16 protein-coding genes, 1 tRNA gene and 1 pseudogene are annotated in these 21076 nt (G+C 74.4%); 13 read left to right on the top strand and 5 right to left on the bottom strand.

Annotation, left to right across the window (positions count from 1 at the left end):
* Nucleotides 1–17 precede the first annotated feature (17 nt).
* From ABT095_RS05995 to ABT095_RS05985, 3 genes are all read left to right on the top strand, one after another.
* Nucleotides 18–2276: an ATP-binding protein gene (locus ABT095_RS05995; protein ID WP_350528048.1), complete on the top strand. Its 2259-nt coding sequence runs from the start codon at nucleotides 18–20 to the stop codon at nucleotides 2274–2276.
* Between the two features lie 113 nt (nucleotides 2277–2389).
* Nucleotides 2390–3328, top strand: coding sequence for a hydroxymethylglutaryl-CoA lyase (locus tag ABT095_RS05990; protein WP_350528069.1), 939 nt, complete (start codon nucleotides 2390–2392; stop codon nucleotides 3326–3328).
* 96 nt (nucleotides 3329–3424) lie between these two features.
* On the top strand, nucleotides 3425–4615 hold the full coding sequence (locus tag ABT095_RS05985) for an acyl-CoA dehydrogenase family protein (protein WP_350528047.1): 1191 nt from the start codon (nucleotides 3425–3427) through the stop codon (nucleotides 4613–4615).
* Nucleotides 4616–4754: 139 nt separating this feature from the next.
* Here the strand turns inward: ABT095_RS05985 and ABT095_RS05980 are convergent, their stop codons facing one another.
* Nucleotides 4755–5210, bottom strand: a complete 456-nt coding sequence (locus ABT095_RS05980; RefSeq protein WP_350528068.1) for a universal stress protein — start codon at nucleotides 5208–5210, stop codon at nucleotides 4755–4757.
* A 761-nt stretch (nucleotides 5211–5971) separates the two neighbouring features.
* Between ABT095_RS05980 and ABT095_RS05975 the strand changes: the two genes are divergently transcribed.
* From ABT095_RS05975 to ABT095_RS05950, 6 genes and pseudogenes are all read left to right on the top strand, one after another.
* A complete protein-coding gene (locus ABT095_RS05975) occupies nucleotides 5972–6736 on the top strand; it encodes an HAD family hydrolase (RefSeq protein WP_350528046.1) in 765 nt (254 codons plus the stop codon).
* A 1046-nt stretch (nucleotides 6737–7782) separates the two neighbouring features.
* Nucleotides 7783–8785, top strand: a pseudogene (locus ABT095_RS05970) (helix-turn-helix domain-containing protein); the annotation flags it as partial.
* Between the two features lie 730 nt (nucleotides 8786–9515).
* Nucleotides 9516–10118: an oligoribonuclease gene (orn, locus tag ABT095_RS05965; RefSeq protein ID WP_350528045.1), complete on the top strand. Its 603-nt coding sequence runs from the start codon at nucleotides 9516–9518 to the stop codon at nucleotides 10116–10118.
* A 113-nt stretch (nucleotides 10119–10231) separates the two neighbouring features.
* Nucleotides 10232–10307 (top strand) — tRNA-His (locus ABT095_RS05960).
* Between the two features lie 209 nt (nucleotides 10308–10516).
* Entirely contained in the window at nucleotides 10517–10963 is a 447-nt protein-coding gene (locus ABT095_RS05955) for a DUF4442 domain-containing protein (RefSeq protein ID WP_350528044.1), read from the top strand.
* Nucleotides 10964–11409: 446 nt separating this feature from the next.
* Entirely contained in the window at nucleotides 11410–12087 is a 678-nt protein-coding gene (locus ABT095_RS05950) for a hypothetical protein (protein WP_350528043.1), read from the top strand.
* Between the two features lie 55 nt (nucleotides 12088–12142).
* On the opposite strand, the gene ABT095_RS05945 is transcribed toward ABT095_RS05950, so the two are convergent.
* Nucleotides 12143–13105, bottom strand: a complete 963-nt coding sequence (locus ABT095_RS05945; RefSeq protein ID WP_350528042.1) for a spermidine synthase — start codon at nucleotides 13103–13105, stop codon at nucleotides 12143–12145.
* Nucleotides 13106–13194: 89 nt separating this feature from the next.
* Complete coding sequence (locus tag ABT095_RS05940; protein WP_350528041.1) at nucleotides 13195–13617, bottom strand: hypothetical protein; 423 nt, start codon at nucleotides 13615–13617, stop codon at nucleotides 13195–13197.
* 343 nt (nucleotides 13618–13960) lie between these two features.
* On the opposite strand from ABT095_RS05940, the gene ABT095_RS05935 reads away from it, so the two are divergent.
* The gene (locus tag ABT095_RS05935) at nucleotides 13961–15427 is read left to right on the top strand and encodes an NsdA family TPR-like regulatory protein (RefSeq protein ID WP_350528040.1); all 1467 of its coding nucleotides are present in this window, start codon (nucleotides 13961–13963) and stop codon (nucleotides 15425–15427) included.
* Between the two features lie 40 nt (nucleotides 15428–15467).
* On the opposite strand, the gene ABT095_RS05930 is transcribed toward ABT095_RS05935, so the two are convergent.
* Both ABT095_RS05930 and ABT095_RS05925 read right to left on the bottom strand, forming a co-directional pair.
* Complete coding sequence (locus tag ABT095_RS05930; RefSeq protein ID WP_350528039.1) at nucleotides 15468–16109, bottom strand: histidine phosphatase family protein; 642 nt, start codon at nucleotides 16107–16109, stop codon at nucleotides 15468–15470.
* A gap of 190 nt (nucleotides 16110–16299) precedes the next feature.
* On the bottom strand, nucleotides 16300–16728 hold the full coding sequence (locus ABT095_RS05925; RefSeq protein ID WP_350528038.1) for a hypothetical protein: 429 nt from the start codon (nucleotides 16726–16728) through the stop codon (nucleotides 16300–16302).
* Between the two features lie 128 nt (nucleotides 16729–16856).
* Between ABT095_RS05925 and ABT095_RS05920 the strand changes: the two genes are divergently transcribed.
* The 3 genes from ABT095_RS05920 to ABT095_RS05910 are packed head-to-tail and all read left to right on the top strand — an operon-like array spanning nucleotide 16857 to nucleotide 20973.
* On the top strand, nucleotides 16857–18047 hold the full coding sequence (locus tag ABT095_RS05920; RefSeq protein WP_350528037.1) for a hypothetical protein: 1191 nt from the start codon (nucleotides 16857–16859) through the stop codon (nucleotides 18045–18047).
* On the top strand, nucleotides 18044–19618 hold the full coding sequence (locus ABT095_RS05915; RefSeq protein WP_350528036.1) for an amino acid adenylation domain-containing protein: 1575 nt from the start codon (nucleotides 18044–18046) through the stop codon (nucleotides 19616–19618). The genes ABT095_RS05920 and ABT095_RS05915 overlap by 4 nt, the downstream gene beginning before the upstream one ends.
* Nucleotides 19615–20973, top strand: coding sequence for an AAA domain-containing protein (locus ABT095_RS05910; RefSeq protein WP_350528035.1), 1359 nt, complete (start codon nucleotides 19615–19617; stop codon nucleotides 20971–20973). The genes ABT095_RS05915 and ABT095_RS05910 overlap by 4 nt, the downstream gene beginning before the upstream one ends.
* Nucleotides 20974–21076: the final 103 nt, after the last annotated feature.

Raw genomic sequence — 21076 nt, 5'->3', positions numbered from 1 at the left:
CTGGAGGAACGCCTCCCATGTTCGACACTGTTCTGGTAGCCAACCGAGGCGAGATCGCGGTACGGGTGATCCGGACCCTGCGCCAGCTGGGCGTCCGCTCGGTCGCCGTCTTCAGCGACGCCGACGCCGACGCGCCGCACGTGCGCGAGGCCGATGTCGCCGTCCGGCTCGGCCCGGCCGGGCGCAGCGACAGCACGGCGGCCGAGACCTACCTGCGCACCGAGCAGATCCTCGACGCCGCCCGCCGGACCGGCGCCCAGGCGATCCACCCCGGCTACGGCTTCCTCGCGGAGAACGCGGCCTTCGCCCGGGCCTGCACCGAGGCCGGGCTGGTCTTCATCGGCCCGCCGCCGGCCGCGGTCGAGCTGATGGGCGACAAGATCAACGCCAAGGAGGCCGTCCGGACCGCGGGCGTGCCGGTGGTGCCGGGCAGCCAGGGCGGCTCGCCGACCGACGAGGAACTCGTCGTCGCAGCGGCCGAGATCGGCTACCCCGTGCTGCTGAAGCCCTCGGCCGGTGGCGGCGGCAAGGGCATGCGCTTGGTCCGCGACCCGGCCGACCTCCCGGCGGAGATCGCGGGCGCCCGGCGCGTCGCCCGAACCGCCTTCGGCGACGACACGCTGCTGCTCGAGCGCTGGGTGGACCAGCCGCGGCACATCGAGGTGCAGGTCCTGGCCGACACCCACGGCCGGACCATCCACCTCGGCGAGCGCGAGTGCAGTCTGCAGCGCCGCCACCAGAAGCTGATCGAAGAGGCTCCCTCCGTCCTGCTGAATGCCGACACCCGTGCCGCCATGGGCGCGGCGGCCGTCCGCGCCGCCGAGGCGTGCGGTTACACCGGGGCGGGCACGGTGGAGTTCATCGTGCCGGGCATCGACCCCTCGGCACCGGCCCCCGAGGGTGTCCTGGACTTCTTCTTCATGGAGATGAACACCCGGCTCCAGGTCGAACACCCGGTCACCGAGCTGGCCATCGCCGTCGGCGCCGACACCCCGAGCCCGCAGCGGCTCGACCTGGTCGAGTGGCAGCTGCGGGTGGCGGCCGGCGAGCCGCTCCCGTTCGAACAGTCGGACATCTCCTTCCTGGGCCACGCCATCGAGGCCCGGATCTGCGCCGAGGACCCCGACCGTGAGTTCCTGCCCACCGGCGGGCGCATCCTGGCGATGGACGAACCGCACGGCCCCGGCATCCGCGTCGACTCCGGCGTCACCGTCGGCAGCGAGATCGGCAGCCTGTACGACCCCATGGTGGCGAAGGTGATCGCGTACGGGCCCGACCGCCCGACCGCGCTCCGCCGCCTGCGGGCCGCGCTCGCCGAGACCCGCGTGCTCGGGGTGACCACCAACGCCGGCTTCCTCCGGCGGCTGCTGGCCCACCCGGACGTCGCCGCCGGCCGGCTCGACACCGGCCTGGTCGAGCGGACCGTCGAGCAGCACCCGGAGCTGCTGGCCTCACCGGCCGCGCCTGCCGCCGGCGGTACTGCGGACTCTGCTCCTTCCGTGGTGGTGCCGGGCATCGACCTGCTCTACTACGCCGCCGCGCTGACCCGGCAGCTGGCGCTGGCCCCGGCCGCCCCGGCCGCCGGCTGGACCAGCCCGTTCTCCGTACCGTCCGGTTGGCGGCTGGGCGGCGATCCGGCCTGGACCCACCACCGCCTGCGCCTCCCGGGCCACGACCCGGTCACCGTCTCCGTCCGCCCCACGCGCACTGACAACACGTCAGAAGGCTTCGATATTCCCGCCGGCGCCACCTCCGAGCTGCAGGTCCGACTCGGCGACGGACCGGTGCGGACCGCCCGGGCCGCCCAGAGCCCCGGCCGGCTGCACCTCACCGTCGACGGTGTGCAGACGACGTTCGCACACACCACCGACAGCGGCCCGACCCCAGGCTCGACCACCGGCCCGGTGACCTGGCTCGGGCTGGACGGCGACGCCTGGGCCGTGCACCCCCACGACCCGGTCGCCGACCGGGCCTCGGACGGCGCCGCGCACCACGGCGCCCTGACCGCGCCGATGCCGGGCACCGTCACCGTGATGAAGGCCGCCCTCGGCGAGCAGGTCCGGCGCGGGCAGGCGCTGCTCGTGCTGGAGGCGATGAAGATGGAGCACGTGATCACCGCGCCGCACGACGGCACCGTCACCGAGCTGCGGGCCACTGCCGGGGGCACCGTGGCGATGGAGGAGGTGCTCGCCGTCGTCACTCCGGCGGAGGAGCTCGCGGGGGCGCCCGCCGAGGGCGCGGGCAACGCCGACGCGACTCAGGCGGTGGCGTTGTGACGAACCATCAGGACGCCCGCCCGGCAGACCGCCCGGAGACCCCGCAGGAGACCACCGTGGAGACCACTGCCGTGACCACCGAGGACCGCGACACCCTCGACCTCGGGCTGCCCATGCCGGTGCGCGCCGAGGGCCTGCCGGCCCGGGTACGCATCCACGAGGTCGGCCCGCGCGACGGCCTGCAGAACGAGAGTTCGCTCGTCCCGGTCGAGGTGAAGGCCGAGTTCATCACCCGGTTGGCCGCAGCCGGGCTCGGCACCGTCGAGGCGACCAGCTTCGTGCACCCGAAGTGGGTGCCGCAGCTGGCCGACGCCGAGCAGCTGATGCCCCGGCTCGACGGTCTGACCGAGGCCCACCCGGGCCTGCGGCTGCCCGTGCTGGTGCCCAACGAGCGCGGCCTCGACCGGGCGCTGGAGCTCGGCGTCACCGACATCGCCGTGTTCGCGAGCGCGACCGAGACCTTCGCCCGGCGCAACCTCAACCGCTCGGCGGGCGAGGCGCTGGAGATGTTCCGGCCGGTCGTGCAGCGGGCCGGGCAGGCCGGGGTGCCGACCCGCGGCTACCTGTCGATGTGCTTCGGCGACCCGTGGGAGGGCCCGGTCCCGGCCGCCCAGGTGGTGGACTTCGGCGTCCGGCTCCTCGAGCTCGGCTGCACCGAGCTGAGTCTCGGCGACACCATCGGCGTCGCCACCGCCGGGCAGGTCACCGAGCTGCTGGCCGCCTTCGACCGGGCCGGCGTGCCGGTCGGGCGGATCGCCGTGCACTTCCACGACACCTACGGCCAGGCCCTGGCCAACACCCTCGCCGCACTGCGCTGCGGCGTCACCACGGTGGACGCCTCGGCCGGCGGCCTGGGCGGCTGCCCGTACGCCAAGAGCGCCACCGGCAACCTGGCCACCGAGGACCTGGTCTGGATGCTGCACGGCCTCGGCATCGAGACCGGCGTCGACCTCCGGGCCCTGGTGGCCACCAGCGGCTGGATGGCCGGGCGGCTCGGCCGCCCCAGCCCCTCCCGGGCCGTCCAGGCACTGCTCGGCGGCACGGCCGGCTGACCGGCCGCCCCACTCGCCCTCCCCCACCCTCCGGCGCTCCCTGCGCCACCTTCCCGTTGCGGCGCCGCCGTTCGGGCCCCGACCGAGGAGAGTCACATGCTCGACCACCGCTTGGACCACGAGTACGAGGAACTGCGGCGTACCGTCGAGGAGTTCGCCCAGGACTTCGTCGCGCCGAAGATCGGCGACCTCTACGAGCGGGAGGAGTTCCCGTACGAGATCGTCCGCGAGATGGGGCGGATGGGGCTCTTCGGGCTGCCCTTCCCGGAGGAGTACGGCGGCATGGGCGGCGACTACTTCGCGCTCTGCCTCGTGCTGGAGGAGCTGGCCCGGGTCGACTCCTCGGTGGCGATCACCCTGGAGGCGGCCGTCTCGCTGGGCGCGATGCCGATCTACCGCTTCGGCACCGAGGAGCAGAAGCGGGAGTGGCTGCCGAAGCTGACCTCCGGCGAGATGCTGGGCGGCTTCGGCCTGACCGAGCCCGAGGGCGGCTCGGACGCGGGCGCGACCCGCACCACGGCCCGCTACGACGCGGAGACCGACGAGTGGGTCATCAACGGCACCAAGTGCTTCATCACCAATTCGGGCACGGACATCACCGGCCTGGTCACCGTGACGGCGCTCACCGAACCGATCGCCCGTTCGAGTGAAGACGGTGGAAATGTCTCGCCAACCCGCGAGATCTCCTCCATCATCGTGCCCACCGGAACCCCGGGGTTCCAGGTCTCGAAGAAGTACTCCAAGGTCGGGTGGAACTCATCCGACACCCGTGAACTGTCCTTCACCGATTGCCGTGTCCCGGCCGCCAACCTCCTCGGGGAGCGGGGCCGCGGGTACGCCCAGTTCCTGCGCATCCTCGACGAGGGGCGCATCGCCATCGCCGCCCTGGCCACCGGCCTGTCCCAGGGCTGCGTCGACCAGTCCGTCCAGTACGCCAACACCCGCCGGGCCTTCGGCAAGGCCATCGGCGCCAACCAGGTCATCCAGTTCAAGCTCGCCGACATGGAGACGCGCGCACACATCTCCCGCATCGCCTGGCGGGACGCCGCCTCCCGGCTGCTGCACTCCGAGCCGTTCAAGAAGGAGGCTGCCATCGCGAAGCTCTACTCGTCCGAAGCAGCCGTCGACAATGCCCGTGAGGCCACCCAGATCCACGGCGGCTACGGCTTCATGAACGAATTCCCGGTCGCCCGCATGTGGCGTGACTGCAAGATCCTGGAGATCGGCGAGGGCACCTCCGAGGTTCAGCGCATGCTGATCGCCCGCGAGCTGGGCATCAAGGCCTGACGCTCGAACTCCGGCCGTTGGGTGGGGATTCTCCCCAGGATTCCGAGAATTCCCACCCCGGCCGTCCGAGGGCGGTCGATCCGCCCTCGACCACGGGGTTCCCTCACTTACGGTTCCCTCACCTACAGGGCGGCCTCGGCTACGGGATGACGATGACCGGTCGGTTCGCGCGGCGGGCCAGCCGGCTGGAGACCGAACCGAAGAGCTTGCCGAGGATGCCGTGCGTGCTGCCCACCACGATGGCGTCGGCGGCGTACTCCCGGCCGACCTCCTCGATCTCGTGGCAGATGTCCCCGCCGCGCTCGACCAGGATCCAGGGCACGCCCGAGAGGTAGTCGGCGCAGGCCAGTTCCAGGCCGAGGATCTCCGTCCGGTGGTCCGGCAGGTCCACGAAGACCGGGGGCTCGCACCCGGCCCAGACCGTCGTGGGCAGCCTGTTCGCCACGTGGACGATGACCAGACCGCACTGGGACCGCCGCGCCATCCCCACCGCGTACGCCAGGGCGCGCTCGCTCGACAGCGAGCCGTCGAACCCGACCACCACTCCGTGCTGGAAGACCGGATCACAGGCCCGGGCCGCCTGGCCCTCGAGCACCGGATCACCGGCCCCGCGCTGCCGGTCGGCGCCACCGCCCTGACCACCACCGCCCTGACCGACGCCGCCGGACCTGCCGACCGCCGACCCCGTACCGTCCGTCACCGCACCCTCCGTGCGCTCTTCCCCTGCTCCGCCCCTGCGTTGGCGTGGCCGGGGCCAGCCGCGACGCACCACGTCCCGGACGAACGCGGCTGTGTGCCGCCGATCGCGCGGGACGACGGGGGAAGACTCCTCGACCGACCTGGCAGCGTCCGCTCCGGCCGACCTGGGGTGCTCAAAACCAGCCATGGCTCAAAGCTCTTCGAGTGAGATGGGCCGACAGGAAAGGACAGTGCTGCCCAGGCAACAGGTCTACCCACGGCTCCGAGCCGGTCTCCGCCGAGCACCACCGAATGTGACCTGTTCCTTTCAGAGTACGACGGGGGCAGGGCCCAGCCCAGCAGTAGAGCCCCAAAACGGCCACGATCCCCCTGACGGAGGATGCGCGCACCGCCTGCTTCACGCCCCGTCGCGGGCCGCGCGCGCTCGCCCGTCCGAGGAGTTCCCTGGAGCTTGACCGAGGAGGCCAATTCGCGCAACAGGGCAGACACACAACGTGATCCGACTGTCATCCACCAGCCACCACCTGCGACCACCGGCGAAACCCCCGACCGGCCCGCACCACCCGTGACGCTCCGCTTTCGGCCACTTACGGAAGTTCGGGCCGTCCGCTGGCAAATGCCTCCTGCATAGGCTCACCCGCTGGCACCATGCAGCCCATGCCGTTGCTGCTGCTCGACCTCGACAACACCCTCATTCCCCGGGACGCCGCATACCTCGACTGGGCCCGTGACTTCCTGGCCGACCACCAGCTGCCCGCCGCCGAGTTGAGCTGGTTCGCCACCATCGACGGCGGCGGCTACGTGCCGCGCGACACCGTGCTCGGTGCCGCGAAGCGCCGCTACGGCCTCGACCACTCCCTCGACTTCCTGCTCGCCCACTACCGACGGGGCATCAACTCGCACATCCGGTGCCCCGCCTCGCACACGGCCGCGCTGCGGGCCGCCCGAGCCGCCGGGTGGACCATCGGCATCGTCAGCAACGGCGGCACCCGGCCGCAGTTGGAGAAGATCCGCCGCACCGGGCTGGTGCCGCTGGTCGACGGCTGGGTGATCTCCGAGGAGGCCCGCTGCCTCAAGCCGGACCCGCTGATCTTCGAGATCGCCGCCCGGCGCTGCGGCTTCCCCCTGACCCGGGACTGGACTTCGCACACCTGGATGGTGGGAGACCACGCCCCGGCCGACATCGCGGGCGCGGAGGTGGCGGGCCTGCGCAGCGTCTGGCTGCACCACGGCCGCCCGTGGGCCGAGCCCGGCTACCGGCCCACGCTCAGCGCCGCCGGGCTCCCCGAGGCCGTCGGGCTGATCCTGGCCGCCCGGAACGCCCCTGGGCCGCAGAGCCGCCCGCGCCCCCAGGGGCGACCTCGGACGGCCGCCGGTGCGGGCCTGGGGGCCGTCACGGCCCTGCGGGCCGTCGCGCCGTGACCGCCACACTGAGCTGCCACTGGAAGCTGCCATCGGGAGCCCGCCCGGAGCTGCCACCGGGAGCGCGTCCGGAGCCGCCGCCGGACACCGTCCGGGGCCGCCGCCGGGAGCCCTCGGCAAGTCGGTACCCCCGATGGCCTGTTCGAGTCGGCCCGACGAGCCCCGGTGAGGGCCGGCCGGCCACTGTCACCGGGCCCGCCGAGGCCGCTTCCGGCGCTCTGGCACAGCGCCCAGGGGGCTCACGGCGGCGCACTGCGCTACCTCGCGCGCCCTTTCGTGAACCGCTCATTTTCAGTCAATCTAGCTTCGGACAGACCGCGTTGGGGAAAGCTGCAGCCCAGGCACCTCGGCGGGGCGGGGTGCCGCGGACCGGCGTCCGGTGGGTCGTGCAACAACAAGCCACCGATCCCCAGGCCCCCTTCCCAGAGGGGTCGACGGGTGCCACGCTTCGTGATCGAATGCATCACGCCAAATTGCCATGTCGACATAGCGTCGGATGGTGAACTTGTCACAACGGGAACGGTCCACCCGATAGATTCGATCTTGGCGAGCAGTGCGGCACCACCACACCACACCACCGAGGGGGCTGGAGCGCCTTGAGCAGGGTGAGCAGGAGCGACACGGGTCCTGACGGAGGCCAGTCACCGACCGGCCCCGTGAGCCAGGCCCCACGAAGCGCCGTGCCCGTGCCGCGAGTCGAGAACGCTTCGACCCACAGACTGAACTCGCCGACCGGCCACCCGACTTCCGCCCCGTACGGTGGCGCTGCCCCCAGCTCCGCGCAGGCGCCCGCCCACCACGCCTCGGCCCATGCGGCGGCCCACGCGCAGCCGCACCAGCAGACCCACCAGCCGTCGCACCAGTACCCGGCCGCCCCGGCCCACTCCCACCCCGGCAGCCCGTACGCCTCGGCGCAGTACACGGGCGCCCAGCACCCGGTCGGGCTGGCCGCGCTGTCCGGCTCCCTCGGGCCGGGTGGCTCCGCCGGCCTGGCAACCACCGGCCCGCTGGGCGGTGCTGGCGGCTCCGGGGCCACCGGGTCAAGCGTGCTGACGGCCCCTCGGAAACTCTCGGGGCGTCGGCGCCGGGAGACCGTGGCCGTTCTGATCTTCGGCGGGGCACCGATCTTCGAGAGCTCGATCCCGCTCTCCGTCTTCGGGGTGGACCGCCAGGACGCCGGCGTGCCCCGCTACCGGCTGCTGGTGTGCGCCGGTGAGGACGGCCCGCTGGCCACCACCGGCGGGCTGACCCTCAGCGCCCCCTACGGCCTGGAGGCGCTGGCCCGCGCCGGGACGATCGTGGTGCCCGCCTGGCGCTCGATCTCCCAGCCCCCGCCGGTCGAGGCGATCGCCGCACTGCGCAAGGCCCACCACGAGGGGGCCCGGATCATCGGCCTCTGCACGGGTGCCTTCGTGCTGGCCGCCGCCGGCCTGCTCGACGGCCGCCCCGCGACCACCCACTGGATGTACGCGCCGACGCTCGCCAAGCGCTACCCGCGGGTCCACGTCGACCCGCGCGAACTCTTCGTGGACGACGGCGACGTGCTGACCTCCGCCGGTACGGCGGCCGGCATCGACCTCTGCCTGCACGTGGTGCGCAGCGACCACGGCGCCGAGGCGGCCAACGCGCTCGCCCGCCGACTGGTGGTGCCCAGCCGCCGCGGTGGCGGTGGACAGGCCCAGTACATCGATCAGTCTTTACCGGAAGAGATCGGCAACGACCCGCTCGCCGAGGTCGTGACCTGGGCGCTGGAGAACCTCAACCAGCAGTTCGACGTCGAGGTGCTGGCGGCCCGCGCGTACATGAGCCGTCGGACCTTCGACCGTCGGTTCCGGACCCTCACCGGCAGCGCGCCGTTGCAGTGGCTGATCACCCAGCGGGTGCTCCAGGCGCAGCGGCTGCTGGAGACTTCGGAGCTGTCGGTCGACGACGTGGCCCGGCGCTGCGGCTTCCGTTCGCCGGTCGCGCTGCGCGGTCACTTCCGCCGCCAGCTCGGGGTCTCTCCCGCCACGTACCGGACCAGCTACCGGGCACGGCGGCCGCTGCCGGGTGCCACCACGTCCGTGCACACCGCGGGCAGCGGCGCCCCGGGGGCCGGTCCGTCGATGGCGGGCACGGTCGTCGGCGGTGCCGGCCCGACCGTGGGCGCTCCGCTCACCGGTGGGTCGATGCCCGCTGCGGCGGGAGCACCGGGCACGGCTGCGGCCGCGGGGTCGGCGGGTTCGACCGTCGTGGGCACGGGCGGTCCGGTGGGAGCCGGTGGCGCGGCCGGGCAGGTGCGGGGCCGAGCCATGGTGCCGCCGCAGCCCGGTCCGGGCGTCCGGCGTCCCGGTCGGCCCGCCGAGCCGGCGGACCGACCGCTGTCCGGGCACCAACCGGCGGCGCACCAGCCTGCGGCGCACCAGTCCGGGCCGCACCAGCCGGTCGGCCATCACGCGATCGGGCAGCACGGCGTCGGCCACCCGGTCGGCGGCGGGCCGGGGGCCGGGCGTCCGGGCCTCGGGCGCCCCGGTGTCGGACGGACACCCGAACAGGTGCCCGTGACGCCGGAGCTCACCGAGCGCCAGGCCGTGGAGCACGCCGTGGCGGAGGAGGAGGGCCACGGCCAGCCCACCGCCCGGGGTCTCGGCCAGGGGCACCGTCCGGACGGAGCCGTCCCGGACGGTCCGGTCCTGGCGGAGGCCGGGTCGCAGGCGACCGCCGCCGAACCGTCGGAGCGGCCCGCCGAGGGCGGCCGGGAGCTGTCCGGGACGCGGGATCGCGCCGTAGGGTGAGTGGCGTGAACGACCGTTTGGTATGGATCGACTGTGAAATGACGGGGCTCGACCTCGACCAGGACGCCCTGGTCGAGGTCGCGGCGCTCGTGACCGACTCCGAGCTCAACATCCTCGGCGAGGGTGTCGACGTGATCATCCGGCCACCGGCCGAGGCCCTGGAGCAGATGCCGGAGTTCGTCCGCGCCATGCACACCTCCTCCGGGCTGCTGGCCGAGCTGGACGGCGGGGTCACGCTGGCCGAGGCGGAGGCCAAGGTGCTGGCCTACATCCGCGAGCACGTGCCCGAGGCCGGGAAGACGCCGCTGTGCGGGAACTCGGTGGCCACCGACCGCGGCTTCCTCTCCCGGGACATGCCGGCCCTGGAGAGCCACCTGCACTACCGGATCGTGGACGTCTCCTCGATCAAGGAGCTGGCCCGCCGGTGGTTCCCGCGCGCCTACTACAACAGCCCGCAGAAGGGCGGTAACCACCGCGCTCTCGCGGACATCCGCGAGAGCATCGCCGAGCTGCGCTACTACCGCGAGGCCGTCTTCGTCGCGCCGCCCGGCCCGGACGGCGACGCCGCCAAGGAGATCGCGGCCAAGTACCAGCTGCCCACGCCCTGACCTGGCATGGGTAGTTCCGGCCCCCGGAGTCCCCCCGCTCGAAACCCTGGCGCGAGCACCCTCTCCGATCCTGTAGAGTTCTTCTTGTCGGAGCGGGAACGCCCCGAAAGATGGTGGGTGTAGCTCAGTTGGTAGAGCACCTGGTTGTGGTCCAGGTGGCCGCGGGTTCGAGTCCCGTCACTCACCCCAACAGCCTTGAGGGGCCGGTCTCTTGGAGACCGGCCCCTCAAGGCGTTTCCGGCTCCCGCCGCTCCGCCCGGCAGGCGGCCCGTCACCCTCCTTGTGTCGTAGGTCACTCGACCCCGCGGGCCCCCGCAGCCCGGCACCTCTCCCCCGTCGCACGGACGAATCGGCGGCACCCTCTTCCCATTTAGCTACCGGCTAGTAACATCGTCCGCATGACCACACCTTCGATCGGCCAGCTGCTCGACTCCACCGTGCCCATGGCCCACACTCTCAAGCTCGAGTACCTGGAGACCAGTGCCGAGCGCGCGGTCCTCCAGCTGCCGGACCAGGCGGAGTTCCACAACCACGTGGGTGGCCCGCACGCCGGTGCGATGTTCACCCTGGCCGAGTCGGCCAGCGGCTGCGTCGTGCTGGCCGCCTTCGGCGACCAGCTCGGGCGGGCCGTGCCGCTCGTGGTGAACGCCCAGGTCGAGTACAAGAAGCTCGCGATGGGCGTCGTGACCGCCACCGCCACGATCGGCCGCCCGGTGGACGAGGTCGTCGCGGAGCTGGACAAGGGCGAGCGCCCGGAGATCCCGGTCACCGTCGAGATCACCCGCGCCGACGGCGCCGTCACCGGCGTCATGACGATCCTCTGGACGCTGCGCCCCAACGCCTGACCCGCCCCGCTGCCCGATCCGGCCCAACGCCTGACCCGCCCCGCTGCCCGATCCGGCCCGCGGCCCGACCCGCCACGCTGCCTGATCCGCCCCAACGCCTGATCCGCGCCGCGGCCCGACCCGCTCGTGCCCCCACGCCCGAGCTGAGGCACGGCGAGGCCCGCACGCCTCCCCGTGACCGTCCGGCCGCCGATCGCCGGTATTCGGCCGAAAAGCGCTCTCCGGCGGCCGGGGCGGGCTGCCGAGCAGAGAGCCGGCGCGGTCGGCCGGGCCCGGGGCTTCCGGCCGCTGAGAGGCCACCGGGCCGGGTGACGCTCCGTCACCCGGCCTCACTCCTGAGCGTGACCTTCTCCCCCCGCCGCTCGTTCTCCCCTCACGTGCGAGCCAATCACGCGACTCAGCCCGAAGCCTCCGCCGCCCCGCGCGTCGGCCGCCAGGGCGGCCGGTTGCCCCGCCCCCGTGCGCTGGCGGCCGGTGGGGCGGTGCTCGCCCAGGTGTGGGGGCTCGGCCTCGGGCTGACCTCCGCGTACGCCGCGTCCGGCGAGCCGGGTGCGGGCCCGGTCGGCCGGTCCGACACCCCCGCGCTGCTCGACCAGCTGTCCTCGACCGCCGTCCCGCTCGTGGAGCACCCGGCCGCGCCGGTGGGGCAGGTGCTCCAGGAGCGGATCAGGTCCGGCGGGCTCCCGCTGCCCGGACAGGCCACCACCGTGCCGGACGCTTTCGCGATCGCGGCCGTGCTGCTGCCCTCCGTACCGCCGCAACCACGCGGCGACGACGCCCAGCGCGCCTCCCGCTCGCTCCCGGTGGGCGGTGACACCCGGCGGCCCGGCGGCCAGGCCGCTACCGGCCCGCAGCCCGCGGGCGGGTCGGCCGCCATGGCCGGGGCCACCACGCCGAACCGTTCCCGCGCCGACGCCGAACCCGCCGTGGACAGCCCCGGCGCCGCCGTCCCGGCGCAGTTCCCGGGCGGCCAGGGCCCGGAGCAGCAGGACCTCGGGCTGACCGCCGCCGCCCCGGTGTCGGGGGGCGACGAATACACCGCCGTCCTGGTCCCGATCGCGGCCGGACTGCTGCTCACCGGCGCGGCCATGTACAAGCACCGCGGTCTGCCCCGGGGTCACTGAGCGCCGCCGAGCCCCAGCTGCCGAGCCTCAGCAGCCGAACCCCAGCCGCCGGGCCTCAGCGGAAGACGGTGGGCGGCGGCGCGGGGGACGGTGCCGCCGTGGCGTCGGTGGCGGGGGCGGCGCCGGCGGTGAAGTCGGCGAGGGCGCGGCCGTGTTCGAGCCGCCCGAGGTAGGAGTCGGAGGCCACCCGGCGGGCCAGCTCCTCGATGGGGAGCGGGTGGTGGGCGGCCACCAGGATCAGGTTGCCGAAACGTTTGCCCCGCAGGACGGCCGGATCGGCGACCAGGCAGACCTCGGGGAAGACCGCGCGGAGCGTGGCCACCTGCGAGCGGGCGAAGTTCAGCCCGGCGCCGTCGGCGAGGTTGACGGCGTACCGGCCGCCCGGTGCCAGCGCCTGGGCCGCCAGGGTGGTGAACTCCAGCGTCGCGCAGTGCGCGGGCACCCGGGCACCGGCGAATACGTCCACGATCACCAGGTCGGCGCTGCCATCCGGAGTGCGCTCCAGAACAGCGCGGGCATCGGCGCCGCGGACCTTGATCTGCCAGCCCCGCTCCAGCGGGAGCTCGGCCCGGACGAGTTCGGTCAGCTCGGTGTCGATCTCGGCGACCTGCTGGCGGGAGCGGGGCCTGGTCGCCGCCACGTAGCGGGCGAGGGTGAGGGCGCCGCCGCCGAGGTGCAGCGCGGATATCGGCTTGCCGGGGGCGGCCGCGAGGTCTATCAGGTGGCCCAGCCGGCGCTGGTACTCGAACCCCAGGTACCCGGGGTCGGCGAGGTCCACCAGGGACTGCGGGGCGCCGTCCACCAGCAGGGTCCAGGCCTGCGCGCGGTCACGGTCGGGGACGAGTTCGGCCAGCCCGGAGCGGACTTGGCGGGCCAGCGGGCCCTGGGTGTGCGTACGGGGGCCGGCGCCGCGAGCCTCCTCGGTGCGACCGGCTCGGCCGGCCCGGGCGGCTCGGCCCTCGACGGCGGCGAGCTCGCTCTCGGCCTGGCCGCGGTCGGCCCTGTTCCTGCGTCCCATGGCGACCATTATCGCCCGGACGTTCGAGGGGACCTGCGCTGAGCTGCGGCGAAGGGGGCGTCAGCCCGGCCGGAGGGGGATCGGAGGGGTCAGAACGGGCCGAGGCCGCTGGCGGTCAGGGTGCAGGCGGCTTCGCAGAGGGCGGTGCGGAGCACCCAGGCGTCGGTGGCGCGGGCGAGGGCGGCGGGCCCGGCCGGGGGCATGACCCAGAGCGGGTCGGTGGCGGGGAGGAGGAGGGCACCGGCGGTACAGCTGCTGCCGGGGAGGTGCCAGCGGTCGACGGTGCCCGCCGGGACGAGGAAGGCGATCGCCGTACCGGCGGCGCTCTGGAACACCGAGCCGCAGGCCCGGCGCAGCCGCAGGATGTCGACCGTCTCCAGGCCCTGCCGCACCGCGACGGTCACGGTGTCGTACCGCCCCGGGACGACTGGCCCGCCGAGCAGGGCCGGCCCCGGCCCGGGGAATCCGCCGGCGATCGCCGGGCGGTGGAACTGCGGCACTCCGACGACCATGGAGCTCTCCTGTCAGCTCGTCAACTCGGAGACCCGTCCGCTCGATCGGTTGGGGGTGCGGACGGGGGTCTCCACGTATCAGGACAACGCGGATGGTGCACGCGAGGCCACGGGGAGCCCTACAGCAAGCCATGGCATTTCATGGCGAAACTCAGCGACAGAGCCCGAATTGTACCGTTTTGCGGGCACATGATCCGGAAACACGCTGTGTCCATCCGGTGACTCCGGGTACTGTCACCCGTCAGCAGCCCCCCAGCCGCGCCGGGCACACCGGCCGTCACCCCAGCGGCAACCGAACAGCAGCACGATCGGCAGCACCAGGTACGAGCTCGGAGCGCACACCATGGCAGCCACGAGAAGCACCACCGCCGCGCCCGCCCCCAACACCGCGATGCGCACCCTGCGCGGGGACCGCTCCCCGGGCGAGTTCGCCATGGCGATCCGGCGGGCCGCCCGGGAGATCGGCGAGCACGTGTCCTGCGACGCCCGGTACATCGGCCGCGTCGAGACCGGCGAGATCCGCTGCCCCAACTACGCCTACGAGCGGGTGTTCCGGCACATGTGGCCGGACCGTTCACTGGCGGAGCTCGGTTTCGCACCACGCACCGAGGTCCGCCGCCGCGGCGCGGCCGCAGCCCCGCCGGGCCCGGCCACGGGCGGGCCGGACCGTCCTCCGCCCCCGGGGGACGCCGGTGCGCTGCTGCACCGTGAGGCGCTGCGGCTCCACGATCCGCACCATCCCGACGAGGAGAACGACGACGTGCGTCGCCGTACATTCCTGAGCAGTGGCCCCACGGCCCTCGCGGCGGTGATCGGCCTGGACGGGCCGGCCCGGGCCGCCGCTCCCCGGTCGCTCCCACCGCTGCCCGGCAGCGGTCTGCTGCCGCAGCAGACCGCGCCGCTGCGGCGCAAGGTGGGCGCGGCCGAGGTCAACAGCGTCGAGCAGGCCGTCCGGGACATCCGGGTGCTCGACGACGCGAAGGGTGCCGACGCGCTCTTCGAGCTGGCCGGCCAGTCCCTGCGCAGCGCCTACGTGCTGCTGAACGACGGGGACTACAGCACCGCCGTCGAGCGCCGGCTCCAGTCCGGGGCGGGCGAGCTGGCCATCTCGGTCGGCTGGCTGGCCCACGACTCCAACCGGCTGGCCGACGCGCGCTCCTTCTACTCCGAGGCGCTCGCCACCGCCCGGATGGCGGGCGACCCGGCCCTGGAGGCACACGTCTTCTGCAACAGCGCCTTCCTCGCCAGGGACGCCGGCCGCCCGCGCGAGGCGCTGCGCGCCGCCCAGGCCGGCCAGGCCGCCGCCCGGCACCTCGACTCCGACCGGCTGCTCTCCCTGCTCGCCCTGCGCGAGGCGGGTGCCTGGGCCCTGCTGGACGACCGGTCGGCCTGCGAGCGGGCGCTGGTCCGGGCGTACACGCTGTTCGAGCGGGGCGAGTCCGAGGCCGATCCGGAGTGGATGTCCTTCTTCGGCGAGGCGGAGATCGCCGGCCTGGAGGCCCAGTGCTGGTCCGCCCTCGGCGAGTGGGACCGCGCGAGCGAGCGGGCCGAGCAGGCCATAGCGCTGCAGGGCACGCAGTTCGTCCGCAACCGCGTGCTCTACACCGCCGAGCTGGCCCACGACCGGCTCGGCCGGGGTGACCTCGCCGGGGCCGCGCACCACGCCTCGACCGCGGTGGCCCTGCTCGGCGAAGTCCGGTCGGCCCGGGTCCGCGGCATGGTCGCCGACACCGCCGACCACCTCAGGGCGCACCGAGCGGTGCCCGAGGTGGGGAGCTTCCTCGCCGAGTACGACCGGCTGGCGGCCTGACGGACCGGCGGGTCAGCCCTGGAGGTGGCTGTCCGCCGGGTCAGCCCTGGAGGTGGCTGTGGTCGTTCCAGATCTCGACGGCCGGCAGGCCGTACTCCCAGGACAGGACGGACAGCGCGGCGGTGCCGAGCTTGAACCGCTGGGCGTACTCGGGCGCGAGGCCGAGCCAGCGGGCGGTGAGGATGCGCAGCAGGTGGCCGTGGGCGAAGACCACCACGTCCTGGTCGGCACAGTGCATCGTCGTGGTGTCCGGGTGCGGGGTGCCGTGCTCGTCGTGGAGCCCGGCGAGGAAGCCGTCGACCCGGGCGGCCACGTCGCTCAGCTTCTCGCCGCCCGGCACGCCGTCCCGCCAGATCAGCCAGCCCGGCTGGTCGGTGGCCCGGATCTCCGCACCGGTGCGGCCCTCGTACTGCCCGTAGTCCCACTCGAGCAGCTCCGGGCGCTCGATCGCCCGGTCACCGAAGCCGGCCAGCTCGCAGGTCTCCTTGGCCCGGGAGAGCGGGCTGGTGTAGACGACCGCGTCCGGGAGCCCGTTCCAGGGCGCCTTGGCGAGGCGGGCACCGAGGGCCCGGGCCATCCCCCGGCCCTCCTCGCTGAGCGGGATGTCGGTGCGGCCGGTGTGCTGGCCGGAGGCCGACCAGGCGGTCTCACCGTGGCGGACGAGCACGATACGCGCGGGCATGGAGGGGCTCCTCACAGCTGGGTGGAGAGGTCAGCGGGCGGGCTCGCCATCGAGCCGTCGATGCCGACACCCATGATCGCCCACACCCGTCCCCGGCGGCGAAGCGGCCCGCGACTCTGACGTCACCGGCCACCCCCGCGTCACCGGCCACCCCCGCGTCACCGGCCACCCCCGCGTCACACCCCCCCCGTCACCGGCCGCGCCGGTGGTTGCCGACCCAGTAGAGGGCGAAGACCGGGATGACCAGGAAGGCGGTGGCACCGATCACCAGCCCGTTGAAGTCCAGCAGGAACTGCAGCCCCAGCAGCCCGGCCACCGGCCCGCAGCCGAGCAGCACGAGCACGGCGAGCTGGGTGCACCGGATCACCGCCGCCTGTCGCAGCTGCTGCCCCCAACCACCGCGTCCCTCGGCCACCCAGGCCGGGGCGGGCGGCCCGCCGGCTCCGTCCATCATGCCCAGGCCGCCGATCGAGCCCCAGCGCACCTCGGTGCCCAGCCGGCGGGAGAGCTCCGCCCGGATCCGGCCGTCCCAGACCCGGTCGTAGCGGATCGAGAGCAGCAGGTAGCCCAGCAGCCAGCCGAGGCTGACCCCGATCTGCAGGGGGAGGGGGACGCTCATGTCCGCCGAGGCTAGCGCCGCCCCGCGGCGGGCGGCAGCCCTCGCGCAGGGGTTCGTGGCCGACGCTTCCCCGCCGGCTCCGGGCCGGGCCCTCAGTGTCGGTGGCGGATGCGACACTTGACCGCACCATGAACGTCTCGCACCTCGGGCAGGCCGATCCGCTCGCGCAGCGGCTCGCCGTACTGCGCGGCCCGGCGCCGCAGCGCAGTCTCGACGCCCGTGCCATCGCCGCGCTCGCCGCCAATCCGGGTTGCCGCCGTCGGGCCGTGCTCGACGCGGTCGGGGTCGACAAGGCCGCCGTCGCCCGCCGGTTGGGCCGCCCGGCCCCGTTCGGGCAGTCGCCGTTCGCGATCGCCCGGGGCAACATCTTCGAGCGGCGGCTGAAGGAGAACGGCTACGCCGCCCTGCTCGAGCCGCTGCGCCGCCGCCTCGGCCTGCCCGCCGACTCCGACACCCCGCTCGCCGTGCCGGACCTGCTGGCCACTGCGGGCCCGGCCGTCCGGGCCGAGCGGACGCGGCAGGCCCTCGCCGAGGCCGCCGCCGACCAGGCCGGCTGGACGCTGCTCGACCACCCGATGCTCCGGCTGGAGGTCGCCGGGAGCCCCGCCTACCTGGAGCCGGACGCGGTGCTGGTGCACGGCGGCCGCTGCACCGTGGTGGAGATCAAGTCCTTCCCGATCCTGGACGGCTCGGCCGATCCGGCCAAGGTCGGCGCCGCCGCCCGCCAGGCCGCCGTCTACGTGCTGGCCCTGCAGGAGCTGGCCGCCGCGCTCGCCGGGCAGCCGGTCAGCACCTCCCCCTACGCCACGGCCGAGCTGCCCGGCAGCCCGGAGCCGGGCGTGCTGCTGGTCTGCCCGAAGGACTTCAGCAACCGGCCGACGTCCGCCGTGGTGGACGTCCGCCGCGAGCTGGCCACGACGCGGCGTCAGCTCGCCCAGCTGACCAGGATCGACCAGTTGCTCGGCATCCTCCCGCCGGGCACCAGCTTCGACCTGGCCCCCGACGAGGCCGGCAGCCCGACCAGGCCCGCCGATGAGCTGGCCGGCGCCGTCGAGCACCTCCCCGCCGCCTACCGGCCGGACTGCCTCTCCACCTGCGAGCTCGGCTTCCACTGCCGCTCCCAGGCCCGCTGCTCCGACTCGCTCGACCAGCTGGGCCCCGGCGTCCGGGGCGAGCTGGGCGGCCTGGAGACCGTCACGGCCGCGCTGGCCGCCGCCGAGGGCCGCCCGGTGCCGGGCGGCCCTGGCGAGGGCGCCGAACGACTGGCGTACGCGGCGGCCCTCCGGGCACAGGCCCTGGGCGGCGGGGTGAGCCGGTGAGCCTGCTCAGCACCCTGGCCCGGCTGGAGGCCGTCCGCAGCGGCCGGGCCGAGCCGCTGGCGACCGTACGGCACCGGCACCTGGCCGAGCGGCCGATGGTGCTCGTGCCGCTCGCGGCGGCCGGTGAGGCGGGCGCCCCGCTGGCCGTCATGTACGGCACGGACCGCGCGGCGCCCCGGCTCGACTTCGTGCCGCAGCCGCTGAACCGGGCGCAGCGCTTCGAGTTCCTGGCCCGGTTCGCCGCCGAACTCCTGCCGTACCTGGAGCAGTTCGGCTCCGAGGTGGAGCAGGTCGAGGCCAGCGAGAAGGACGCCGAGACCGGCGAGAAGACCCAGGTCTTCCGCGAACTCTGCGTGGACGCACCCCAGTTGATCGTGCCGAACCCGGGCGCCGTCCGGCACCTCGCGCTGCTCGGGCGCTCCACCCGGTTCCGCCGCACGGCCGAGGACCCCGACCCCGGGCAGTACCCGGCACCCACCCAAGTACCGCTGTTCGGGCGCTGGTTGACCCATCTTACCGAGCGCGCCCAGGTGCCCGGCGCCAGCCTGCTGCTGCCGATGACCGGCCTGCTGGCCCGGCACTGGGCGACCGGCCAGAGCCACCTGGAGGACCAGCACCTGGCCGCCCAGCTCGCCTGGCACCGCCGGCCGGCCCCGCTGACCGGCGCCGAGGCGGCCGAGCGGGCCGAGTCCGCCCGGGACGAGCGCGGCCAGCTGCTGCACCCGCCGGCCGGCCCGGCCACCGACCCGGCCTTCGACGAGCTGGTGCTGGCCCCCGCGATCGCCCGGCACGACGCCGCGCAGACCGCCCTGGCCACGGCGACGGGCGGCCAGGAGCGGGCCGAGCTGCTGCTCAAGGCGGCCACCGAGCAGCTGGCCGCCGCGCTCGAGAGCGTGCTGCTGCCCACCTGGCACGACGTCTGGCAGGGCATCGACCTGCTGCGCGCCCTGCCGCCGGCCGCGCACCTGGCCGACCGCTGGGAGAGCGACCGCTGGTCGTACACCGGCCACCGGGACAGGCTGGCGGCCGGCGAGCCGCCGCAGCCCAAGCAGGACGACGCGGTGACGGCCGCCCGCAAGCTGGCCCAGCGCGAGCGGGAGCAGACCAGGGTGGAGGTCCAGGAGGCGCTGGACGATCCGCTGGCGATGGCCGAGTACCGGCTGGCCGGGGAGGCGTTCAGCGGCGTGGTCGAGGAGGTCACCCCGGACTACGACACCTCGGGGCGCTCGCCCAAGCCCCGCCCGCTGGTGACCGTCCGGACCGCGGACCGCCCGCACGCCGATGCCGGGCGCGAGGTGCACCGGGTCGGCGGCCCGACGGCGCAGCGCGCGGTGATCGTGGCGGGTGACCTGGCGGCGGGCACCGTCACCGTCCGGGTGGTCTCCGGCATGGGCCGCAAGAAGGAGCCCGAGCCCGGTTCGCTGCCCGAGCCCGGCGAGGCCGTCACCTTCACGCTCTTCGAGCTGGCCCCGCGCCAGTCGGCGCCGCTGCCGGAGCCGGAGGAGACCCCGTGGACTCACGGCGGCCCGCCCGGCGGCGGCGCCGCGAGCCCTGAGGAGGAGTGGGAATGACGGCCGACCTGACCCCCGGAGCCGCCGCCGACCGGGCGGTGGCCGCGATCCTGGCCGCCGTGGTGGCCCCCGCCCCCGGCGCGCCGCGCGGCGTGGTGGTGGACTCCCCGCCCGGCGCCGGCAAGTCGACCCTGGTGGTCAAGGCCGCCCGGGAGCTGGTCGCGGCCGGCGAGAAGCTGATGATCGTCGCGCAGACCAACAGCCAGGTGGACGACCTGGTCGACCGACTGGCCGCCAAGGGCCCCGAGCTGCGGATCGGCCGCCTGCACGCGAGCGACACCCGCCCGGCGGCGGAGGCGCTGCGGCACGAGAACGTGACCGCCTCGGCCAAGGTCGCCGACCTGCTGGAGCAGGACGTGGTGATCTCCACCGCCGCTAAGTGGCAGTGGGTGAAGACGGAGGCGCCCTGGCGGCACGCGATCGTGGACGAGGCGTACCAGATGCGCTCGGACGCGCTGCTCGCGGTGGCCCGCCTGTTCGAGCGGGCGCTCTTCGTGGGTGACCCGGGCCAGCTGGACCCGTTCACCGTGGTCGGCACCGAGCAGTGGGCGGGCCTCAGCTACGACCCGTCCGGCAGCGCGGTGGTCACCCTGCTGGCCCACAACCCCGAGATCCGCCCGCACCGCCTGCCGGTCTCCTGGCGGCTGCCGCACTCGGCGGCCGGGCTGATCTCGGACGCCTTCTACCCGTACACCCCGTTCCGCTCCGGCACCGGCCCGGGCGAGCGCCGGCTGACCGCCGCCCGCCGGACGGACGGCGGCGCGGTGGACGCCGCGATCGACGTCGCCGCCGAGCACGGCTGGGCCCTGCTCGAACTGCCGGCGCGGCGGACGGTCCGGACCGACCGGCAGGCGGTCGCGGCCGTGGCCGACACCGTGCGGCGGCTGCTGGAGCGCGAGCTGTCGGCGCACTCCGAGCTGGGCACCACCCCGGTCTCGCCCGACCGGATCGCGGTCGGCACGGCGCACCGGGACCAGGCGGCGGCCGTCCGGGCCGCGCTGGTCGCGCTCGGCGTGCCGGTGGACGAGACGGCCGGGCCGGCCGTGACGGTGGACACCGCGAACCGGCTGCAGGGCCGCGAGTACGACGTGACGGTCGTCCTGCACCCGCTCTCCGGCCGGGCCGACGCGACGGCCTTCCACCTGGAGACGGGCCGCCTGTGTGTGCTCGCCTCGCGGCACCGGCACGCCTGCATCGTGGTCGCCCGCGCCGGCATCGCCGAAGTCCTGGCCGACCACCCCTCGGCGGACCCGGTGTCGCTGGGCGTCACCGTCCAGTTCCCCGACGGCTGGGAGGCCAACCATGCCGTCCTCGCCCATCTGCAGCGACATCGAGTTGCACTGTCTGCTTCTTAGGGGCGCGAGCCGGGGGAATAGCGCCCGCACTCGCACCGTTCCGTTACCGGCCGCTCGCGCGCGACAATGGACGGCGGCCGGATTCCAGCCGTGAACCCCGGAG

Source organism: Kitasatospora sp. NPDC002227 (assembly GCF_040296285.1).
Classification (GTDB): Bacteria; Actinomycetota; Actinomycetes; order Streptomycetales; family Streptomycetaceae; genus Kitasatospora.
The sequence above is the reverse complement of the archived record's forward strand: the minus strand, read 5'-3'. Positions and strand labels throughout refer to the sequence as shown.